The sequence below is a fragment of the Streptomyces botrytidirepellens genome (genome assembly GCF_003721215.1).
Lineage (GTDB): Bacteria > Actinomycetota > Actinomycetes > Streptomycetales > Streptomycetaceae > Streptomyces > Streptomyces himastatinicus.
This window is the reverse complement of sequence record NZ_RIBZ01000094.1, coordinates 19,404-27,941: the sequence shown is the minus strand read 5'-3', so window position 1 is coordinate 27,941 and position 8,538 is coordinate 19,404. Positions and strand designations below refer to the sequence as shown.

At 70.5% G+C, this 8,538-nt stretch carries 9 protein-coding genes; 3 read left to right on the top strand and 6 right to left on the bottom strand.

Features of this window, described 5'->3' with window-relative positions:
• From EEJ42_RS07430 to EEJ42_RS50705, 3 genes are all read right to left on the bottom strand, one after another.
• On the bottom strand, nucleotides 1-602 hold a 602-nt coding region (locus tag EEJ42_RS07430), incomplete at its 3' end, for a hypothetical protein (protein ID WP_184502983.1).
• Nucleotides 603-788: 186 nt separating this feature from the next.
• On the bottom strand, nucleotides 789-2,249 hold the full coding sequence (tnpB, locus tag EEJ42_RS50710) for an IS607 family element RNA-guided endonuclease TnpB (protein ID WP_221179335.1): 1,461 nt from the start codon (nucleotides 2,247-2,249) through the stop codon (nucleotides 789-791).
• Nucleotides 2,191-2,553 (bottom strand): hypothetical protein, encoded by a 363-nt coding sequence (locus EEJ42_RS50705; protein WP_184502982.1) that lies wholly within the window; start codon nucleotides 2,551-2,553, stop codon nucleotides 2,191-2,193. Before EEJ42_RS50705 ends, tnpB begins: the two co-directional genes overlap by 59 nt.
• A gap of 65 nt (nucleotides 2,554-2,618) precedes the next feature.
• On the opposite strand from EEJ42_RS50705, the gene EEJ42_RS50700 reads away from it, so the two are divergent.
• The gene (locus tag EEJ42_RS50700; protein ID WP_123099173.1) at nucleotides 2,619-2,816 is read left to right on the top strand and encodes a hypothetical protein; all 198 of its coding nucleotides are present in this window, start codon (nucleotides 2,619-2,621) and stop codon (nucleotides 2,814-2,816) included.
• Between the two features lie 400 nt (nucleotides 2,817-3,216).
• On the opposite strand, the gene EEJ42_RS07415 is transcribed toward EEJ42_RS50700, so the two are convergent.
• Nucleotides 3,217-4,047, bottom strand: a complete 831-nt coding sequence (locus tag EEJ42_RS07415) for a hypothetical protein (RefSeq protein WP_148081881.1) — start codon at nucleotides 4,045-4,047, stop codon at nucleotides 3,217-3,219.
• 567 nt (nucleotides 4,048-4,614) lie between these two features.
• On the opposite strand from EEJ42_RS07415, the gene EEJ42_RS50205 reads away from it, so the two are divergent.
• Nucleotides 4,615-5,460, top strand: a complete 846-nt coding sequence (locus EEJ42_RS50205; protein ID WP_148081880.1) for a hypothetical protein — start codon at nucleotides 4,615-4,617, stop codon at nucleotides 5,458-5,460.
• A gap of 552 nt (nucleotides 5,461-6,012) precedes the next feature.
• On the opposite strand, the gene EEJ42_RS50695 is transcribed toward EEJ42_RS50205, so the two are convergent.
• Nucleotides 6,013-6,171 (bottom strand): hypothetical protein, encoded by a 159-nt coding sequence (locus EEJ42_RS50695; RefSeq protein ID WP_184502981.1) that lies wholly within the window; start codon nucleotides 6,169-6,171, stop codon nucleotides 6,013-6,015.
• A 28-nt stretch (nucleotides 6,172-6,199) separates the two neighbouring features.
• On the opposite strand from EEJ42_RS50695, the gene EEJ42_RS07400 reads away from it, so the two are divergent.
• A complete protein-coding gene (locus tag EEJ42_RS07400; protein WP_123099169.1) occupies nucleotides 6,200-6,679 on the top strand; it encodes a hypothetical protein in 480 nt (159 codons plus the stop codon).
• A 304-nt stretch (nucleotides 6,680-6,983) separates the two neighbouring features.
• Here the strand turns inward: EEJ42_RS07400 and EEJ42_RS07395 are convergent, their stop codons facing one another.
• Entirely contained in the window at nucleotides 6,984-7,793 is an 810-nt protein-coding gene (locus tag EEJ42_RS07395; RefSeq protein WP_123099168.1) for a helicase-associated domain-containing protein, read from the bottom strand.
• Between the last annotated feature and the right edge of the window lie 745 nt (nucleotides 7,794-8,538).

Genomic DNA, 8,538 nt, shown 5'->3' with positions numbered 1-8,538 from the left:
GCGTCCCAGCCCTCGGCTGGCTCCGCAGGACCATCGTTGTCCTCCGCGTCATCCGGAGGGCCTGCGGCGGGCTGTGCCTCGGGGATGCTGTACTTCGCTTCTTCCACGATCAGCTGCCATGCCTCCTCCCAGTACGGCGGCCGGTAGCCGGACGCGTCGGAATGCTCGGGCACGGCGACGCCCAGCGCGTGTAGTTCCTCGTCGGTGGCGGCGAACATCGCGGGCGCTGCCTCCCGCATGCGGCTCAGCGCCCACTCCTCCGCCGCGCATCGCGGCAGTGGCGCCCGGCCGGCGGCGAGATCGTCGGCCAGATCCCACAACGCTCGCGCCACCCCGGCCCGCAACCGGCCATCGAGGCGGTCGCACGCGTCAGGCAGCAGCGCCAGCAGGGTACCCGCCGCGTCAGGGGCATCGCGGGTGAACGGCTTGTCGCCGAACGCGCCCGCATCGCGGTAGGCCAGGACCGCCAACGCACGTCCCGCGGCCATCACGAGGCCAGCCTCGAACGGCGGCAGGATCTCCTCCCAGTCACCGTCCGGCAGCTCGAACAGCTCGGCCTCCTCGGTCAACTGGCCGAACGGGTTGTCGGAAGCGGACGTCATCGGGCACCCTCGAACCTGGTCTTCACCGGCGCTTCGTCAAAGTACTGCTGTGGCCCGGTGCTACGGCCACGCCGACCGTGCCCACCGGGCATCGAGCATAGGGCCGCCACGGGGCAGTGCCTGGCCACCTCGCCCGCACCAAGGCGGGGTGTCGTCGGCTACCGTTCACTGGACCCTAAGTGAATCTCAGTGACTCGCCCATTCCTGGACGAAGATCCCCGTCTTACCTGGGCGGGAGCCGCCCGGTGCGGGACGGCCACCTGCCCCGCCAGGCGGGGTCTTACGGTCGGCTCCACGTCCGTTTACTGTCTCGGGGCCACTCCCGGCGACGTGCCGCTTCACGAGTGCGGTGAGGTTGAGCGCGGCATTCTCATCCCGGTCCAGGATCAGGCCGCAGTTTTCGCAGACGTAGGTGCGTACCCGCAGCGGCAGCTTGGGTCTCACGTTGCCGCAGGCACTGCACGTCTTCGAGCTGGGGAACCAGCGGTCGGCGACTTCGAGCCGTCCGCCGGTCCAGACGGTTTTGTAGGCGAGTTGCCGACGGATCTCACCGAATCCGGCATCCGCGATCGAGCGGGCCAGCTTCCAGTTCTTCACCATGCTGGCGACGTTCAGGTCTTCCACCACCACGGTGCCGTACTCGCGGGTCAGGGAGGTGGTGAGCTTGTGTATGCCGTCCCTGCGCAGCGCGGTGACGCGGTGGTGCACGCGGTTGCGCTGGGCGTTGGCGCGCTTCCACCGGTTCGAGGGCTGCTGTCCGGTGCGTCGGTCGGGCCCTTGGCGGCGGGAGACCGTACGCGACAGGCGGCGCAGCTTCCGCCGCGCTCCTGCCAGGTGCTTCGGGTTCTCGGCGGCCGGGCGGCCGTCGGAGAACACCGCGAGGGTCTTCAGCTCGAGATCGACGCCGATCACCGCATCCGGCCGGGTGGGCGTACGCTCCGCGCGCTGGACTTCCACGGTGAAGGAGACGCACCAGCGTTGGGCCTCCTGCCGGACGGTCGCGGACTTGATCCGCGCCGTCCCCGCCTCGATGAGGCGGCCGAGCTTGTGTGTGGACTCGTGCGTCTTTATCCGCCCGAGCACGGGCAGCACCACATGCATACGCCCGTCCAGCCGGATCACACCCGTGGTGAACCTGACCGAAGGCGTAGCCTTCCGCTTCGACTTGAAGCGCGGGAAACCCATCCTCGGGCCCCTGCGCCTGCCCTTCTTCGAATCGGACCAGTTCTTCAACGCGGTGGCGAGCCGGTCAAGACCGGTCGCGTATGCCTCCTTGCTGCACTCCGGCCACCACGGCGCAACATCCGCCTTGGCCTGGTTCCAGGCCTTGCGCAGCGAGTACATCGACCACGACAGCGACGGCGTCAGCTCCGCCTCGGCCATGCCGTAGGAGCGTTCCGCCTCACGCTGGGACAGGTTCGCCTTCACCACGGCCAGAAGCCAGTTGTAAGCGACACGAGCCGCACCGGTATGCCGCAGCAAGGCGCCGACCTGACGCGGCGTCGGGTCCAGCGCAAACCGGTAGGCGTGCGTCGTGATCACCAAACGAACCGTACTGGCCCCCACCGACAACCCCACACCAGAAACCTCAACGGTCAAGAGAACCTGACGAAGGCTGAGATTCGCTGATGGACTCCACAGCAGCAATAACCCCCCAGCGGTCGCGGACGGTTTCGGGAACCGGATGGTCCGCGCGCCGCCGCAGCGCCTCCCGGTCCAGCCGGGCCGCCTCCTGGTCGGCTTGGCCGCGGAGTTCGGCCCAGCCCGCGGGCGGCGAGGGCTCGAGGACCTGTTCCCCGTCCCAGACCGGTCCCGGCGTGTGCAGCGCACCGAGCCGCCGGGCCAGGTCCCGCTCCAGCTCACTGGTAGCCCGTACGAGTTCCCGTGCCTCGGCGCCTCCGTTACGGACCGCGGCGATGAGACGGTGATCGAACAGGTGGGCCAGCCGCACCTGCCACCAGCGTGTGCTGAGGCCAGTTTCCCGCGCAATGCGGCACCTCGCGCCGAGAACCGTGCGTGCAGATCACGGCGGGGATCGCCCGGCTCAAGCCGGGGCGTGAAGATGAGCCCCTGGAAGAAGTCGGCTACCGCTGGGTCGGCGCTGGATGCGGCCCGGGTGAGCAGATAGGCGGTCGCGAGCGTGGCGGCGGCGTGGACCTCAGTCCGCTGCGCAGCGCGGTCATGGTCGGGACGGACCGCGGCAGGTCCGGGTAGCGGGTTTGCAGGAGCCGGACCGTCTCCGCGTTCGTGAAGATGTGGCGTTCCCATGCCGTCCAGAGAAGGGCGTCCCGCTCGGTGTCGTACAGGTGGACGCAATTGCACGGCGGCGGTCTCCCTGCTGTGCGAGACAACGCCGATCGCCCTCAGCGCGTGCGCTGCTGTCCGGGTCCTGCCCGGGACGTGGTGCACGTGGTGCGGGACCTCCCGGGCGACGAGGAAGGCGCGGGGGACCTGGCTGATGACCACGACGTGCAGGCGGTGCAGGCCCTTGATCACCGCGTGGTGCGAACACAGGGCTGGAGCTGGATCTCGCGGCCGTTGATAAGGGGACGTGAGGCGTCGGCGGCGGTGATCCGCCCCCGCCTCGTCGGTGGGCGGTCAGCCTGGCGAGGGGTCAGCCGGTCTCCGTGTCGTCCGGCTGCTCAAGATGTTCGAGACGTTCGGCAAGACTGTGCAGGTCTCTCGTGGTGTCATGCATTCGGGAGAAGGTCTGCTCGATCCCGGTCGCGAGCGGGACGCGCGCCAGGAGGTCACGAACGGCGCGCGGCCGCACTTTCGGTGTCTGGCCGGAGGTGTCCCCTCCCTCTGGGGGAGTCCACACGGGGGGGGTGAGACGGCCAGGGGCGTGGTGCCGCATCAGCAGTGTGCTGGCCTGTTCGTCCGTCAGTTGTCCGTGAGTAAACAACACCTCTGCCGCCTCGTCGATTGCTGCTGCGATACCGGCCTGTCTCCGCAGGCGGCCGGCGTCGTGGACTGCCCGGGAGCCGTCCACATGGAAACCGCGCGCGGCCAGGTCCTCGACCGCCAACTTGGAGCCCAGCGACACGAATTGGGAAAGACAACACCACAATTCAGGATGGGTGTAGCCCTGCTCCTCCGCAGCTGGAGCAAGAGCGTTGCCCGCGCCGAGCAGCATGACGGCCACATGCTGCGCATTTCCCGACCCATAGGCCAGACAGTGCTCTGTCCATGGCGCGCGGTGCGTCTGCCGCACCTCAGCCCGCTGCACGCCCAGGCCCAGCCACTGGGCCAGGACGGCGCCGGTCGAGATGCCGACGGCGTGCACGCGGAAATGGACAGTGCGGGGAAGATGCAGGAAGCACCGTACATCGGCCTGTTGATTCGGTCTCCCGGCCTCGCCCGGGGCGGCTGCCGGTGGTGTCACGCCCCTGAAGGGGGCATGGACGGCACGGTGGACGAGGTCGGCTTCCGAGGGAGACAGCATGAGCCCATTCTCCTCTGTCCTCCTCTCGCTGCTCGGCGAAAAGGTCCACCAGGGCGGTCCGGCGCCGCCGGTACGGCCACCGGGCCGCCGCCGTACCGTGAGCCGCAGCAGATCGGAGGCGAGAAAGTGAGCCGGCCACTGCGCAGCCAGCCGGGCCGACCCCGTACCGCGCCTCTGCTGACAAATCCGTCTGCCCGGGTCAACATTGTGTTGACCACCACGGGTGAACAATGGCGATCCGCTCTCTTAATGGCGCGGTGCCGCTACTAGCGTTGCTTTCATGACCGGTACCTCCGTGGGGCACGCGACCACGACGGAGACCCGGACGTCTTCCGCGCCCTGATCGACGCCGGATGGGAACGGTCGCAGGCGGGCGACCACGCACAGGCGCTCACGCTGTTCCATCGCGCCCTGGAGCGTGGCGGAAAGCAGTCCCGCTGCGCCCGGGTCGGCATCACCGAGCAGCTGTACGCGCTGGGCCGCACCGACGAGGGCCACACGGCGCGGGACGCGCTGCGCGCCGAGCTGGATACCGCGACACCCCCGGATCTGTGGATCTACAACCAGATGGCGGAACTGCTGTCGGAGACGGCCGCCGCGCAGCCGCAGGCGGCACTGGAGTGGTGTGAGGCCGCCCTGGCACCCGCCGACGCCGAAGACGGCGGCGAGGATGCCGCCTTCCACCGGCAGTGCCTGCTGGCCAACCGCCGCGTGGTCCGCGAGCAACTCGGTCTCGAACCGGACGAGCTGGACCAGGCCGTCGAAGCCGAAGCGGACAAGGACGTGACCGAGGCCGCCCGCCTGCTCGGGGCGATACTGCTGAACACTCCGCTCATCGACCCATGCTCCGAGGACGGCCCGATCGACGGTGTGGTACTGCGCTGGACACGCACGGACTTTCCCAGCGCCCGCCGGCGCTGGCCGGAGACAACAGCCGGGTACGGCGACGACTACGAAACCTACGCGGCCGGACGGCAGCGCACCGCACACCGGTGGAGCACGAGCGGCGCGGTCCGAGTCCGTATGGTCACCGGCACACCGACTACGACACCTACGTCCGGCACAGCGGCGAAGACCCCGGCGACCCGGAAACCCGCACCCGCTACGCCTCGTGGCGCGCCCGGGGGTTCGGGCAGGAGACGCCGTTCTGGCCACCGGCACGTAATGGCACGTACTGGTGCGAATCGGGACAGAAGTATAATAAGTGCTGCGGGAGGTCCGCGCGGAACTGACCGCCCGCCGTCAGCGACTTTCCTGCTCGACGATGGTGCGAGCGACCGTCATGCCGAGGTGGCCGAAGCCCTGGCCGGCAAGCTACGCGACGCCGTGCGCCGCGCTCACTCCTGCCGGGCGTCGCTCCAGAGCGCCGATTGGCCCGCCGCCCGCGCCGCCCACCACTCCTACGTCGGCTGACTGATCACCGAGCTGGCGCCGCGGCTGCACCGCCACCGACTGCGGGGAACGGACGTCTGGACATCGCTCGGGCTGGCACCCGGCGTGCTCGAGATCTGGATGCGCGCCCTGGTGCGCGGCCGGTCAGCGTGCGCGCGCCGTCCGCCGCCGCTCGCACCGCGCGCTCGATGTCGTCCTGGACGGCCGTCAGGTACGCCGACACCTGTACGACGGTGTCACGGTCACCGCGGTCCTCGCCCTGGCCGCCGAACGCGGTATCGACCCCGCCCACGACATGACGGGCAGGAGGGTGGTCGGTGTCCGCTACGATGCCGACCGGCAGGACGCGCACCGCCGACCGCCGATGCTGTACTCGCCCGCGCCGGGACAGCTCAGACGGCCAAGGTCCCCACCCGGGCCCGCGACATTTGCCCGTACGACTGCGGGCAGGCGCGGGGTGCCTGGAGAGACGACGTCATGCCACGCCATCAGTCCCGCGCCGGCCAGCGCGCCCGTGCCGCGCAGAAGGCCACGGGCCACACCGGCGGATACACCGAGCTGCTGCGCGCCAAGCTAGGCCCGCGCGGCGCCCGCAGGGAACCCGTCCACGCCGAGCCCGCCCGTCGGCTCGCCGCCCAGCTGCGTGCCGACCTCGGCGCCGACGGGGAGGAGATCGCCCGCCGGGCGGACGCGGCGGTGGCCTGGGCGGTGATGGACCACGGGCTGAAGCACGCCCTGCTGCGCACACNCCTGGGCGGTGATGGACCACGGGCTGAAGCACGCCCTGCTGCGCACACCCGGCGACTGCGCCGCGCGCGCCCGCCTTCGCCCCGCGCTCGCCGAGCACGCCGCCGCCGCGGTGGCGGTACATGACGCGCCCCTCGTCCAGGACGTCTACCTGGCGCTGGAGGCGGCCGCCGAGCAGGAGGCGGGCGCGGACCTGCTGCGCGCCGCCGCGGACGTCCTGGACCGGCTGGTCGGCGCCAGCCATATCGGCAGTCCCGCGATCTCCGGGGTGCGGGCCGGCGTATGGCTCACTGCGCCCAGGATGTGGGAGCGGATCTACACCACCACCGACCCGGTCGCGGTCGTCGCGGCGGTGGCTCTGCGCACGATGCGGGAGGCCGCCCGCATCCCCGACGAGGACGAAGTCACCGACGCCGACTGCATGTTCACCCTCCAGGAGGCCGCCCGCCTCGCGTGCACCGCCGCAGACCTGGCCGCCCGCCCGGCCGCCTGACTCACGGGACGACCCCGCTGCTCCGTACCCGCCCGGCACGGGGCAGCACCCGGATCCTCACCGCGGACCGCCGACAACGGCATCTATCACTACGGGAGGACCGTCCGGCACGCGATACTGCGGGACAACCCCGAGAAACATGGCTGACCTGCCGCCCTCGCCTGTGTGAGGACCGCCCAGCACCCCCAGGGCAGCTGCGCTCCCCCGCCACGCGATTCGTGGCCGCCTTCGGCATCGAGTACACCGACGCGCAGCCGAACTCCTGATCTGCCAGGGCCTGTGACCGGTAGCTTCGCGCCGCAGGTCAGGCCGGGGCTTCGGCATCGACGTCCTGGATGTGGCCCAGATGGAAGGTGTTCACCTCGTCATCGGTATCGGTCCAGGCATACAGGTACGGCGGATCGAGTTCGAGAGAATGGATGGTGTGGGTGGTGGGCCGGCCTTTGCCGGGCGCGTAGGTGATGGCGGTTTCCAGGGCATTGTCGATGGCGTGGGCGAGGCGGCGCAGGGCGGGCGGATCCAGGTGCTGGGCGTCGCGGGCGAGGATCTGTTCGGTGGGGGAGAGCCGGGGCACCGTCTGGTCGCTGGTGGCCGAGAGGAGGATCTCGGCCAGGTGGGCGAGGTCGGGGGCGTCCGGCGCTGGCCCGGCGGTCCGTGGTGTCGGCAGGAGCGGGTGCCGGTCGGGGGCGGGGCGCTCGAGCCGGATCGCTGCGTCGTGCTGTTCGTGGACGGGCGCGTACCCGGCGTCACGGAGCGCGGCGAGCACCGTGTCACCGGGGAGCGGGCTCGTCAGCACGGTCGGGGCGAGCACCCGCAAGCTCAGCGGGGCCAGTCGGCCGCTGGCGGCGATTTCGGCGATCAGCGCGGTGTCCGTGCTGTGCAGCAGGCTGGCCGGGGTGGTGAGGCGGACTCGGCCGTGCGCGTCGGCGGCGCTCCGGACGAGGGCCGTCAGCTGCTCGGGAAGGACCGCGGTGTCGGCGATGCTGCGCAGCACGTGGAGGAGGTCGTCGGCGGTGTGCCCGGTGTCGAGGGCGCGGCGCAGTGACGCCGGGGTGATGTGCCAGAGGGATGCGGGGTGGCGTACGGTCCGGCGGCTGTCCTCACCGTGCTCCAGCCCTCAAGCCGATGGATGCCCAGGACAAGAACGCCGCCCGGGCAGGCCAGGAAAATACGTCGGCATCGAGCAGCCAGACTGGTGGTGACGGCTCCGTGGTCACCGGTGCCGAGGCGAGGCCGGAGCCCTGTGCCAGGCGCCGCCCGCCTGGCGGACCGGAGGGAGCGGACTGGCGCCGCGTGCGCGCGACGACCGCCTTCGGGCCGGGCGGCCGGTCGGTTCGGCAATCGCGCGGGCACGGGGTAATTCTGGACGATGTACGGAATTTGCTTACCCCAAAACATCACTCCCCGTAACTTCGCTGTGCGGACGGGGCCCCGCGGAAGCGGAAGGGGGTATGAACCGCTGCAGTTCCCGTAGGGTCCGCTCGGCGGTGTCGCGTGCCTGGGCTGGGACATCACCGCGTTCGGCGACCAGGCGGCTGTAGACCGGAGTGTCCCGCTGCGGTGCTGTCTCCATGGCCAACCAGTCCCCCTGTCTGCTGCACACCGACTGATCCAGAACGGAACAGCATGCCCGATCGCCAAGGGCTGCGCCACCCACATTGTCCCGATGCCTTCGGGGTGACGCGGTGAGGACGCGTTGCGCATCCTGGCGCGGTGCGCGCCCGCGGTGACACTGGTGAATCAACCCTCGCCGCGTGCGTAAGCGCCTGGTCAAGATAGGTGCCAGTCCCGGAGCTGGCCGCAACGCCGCGCAGTTCACACGGGCTACGGAGGTGCGGTTACCCTCTCCCGCAAGCTCG

What these genes read in the sequence shown, in the direction of transcription:
- EEJ42_RS07415 (WP_148081881.1), bottom strand. Translation starts at nt 4,047, where the DNA reads ATGCTGTCTCCCTCGGAAGCCGACCTCGTCCACCGTGCCGTCCATGCC.
- EEJ42_RS50205 (WP_148081880.1), top strand. Translation starts at nt 4,615, where the DNA reads ATGGCGGAACTGCTGTCGGAGACGGCCGCCGCGCAGCCGCAGGCGGCA.
- EEJ42_RS07400 (WP_123099169.1), top strand. Translation starts at nt 6,200, where the DNA reads ATGGACCACGGGCTGAAGCACGCCCTGCTGCGCACACCCGGCGACTGC.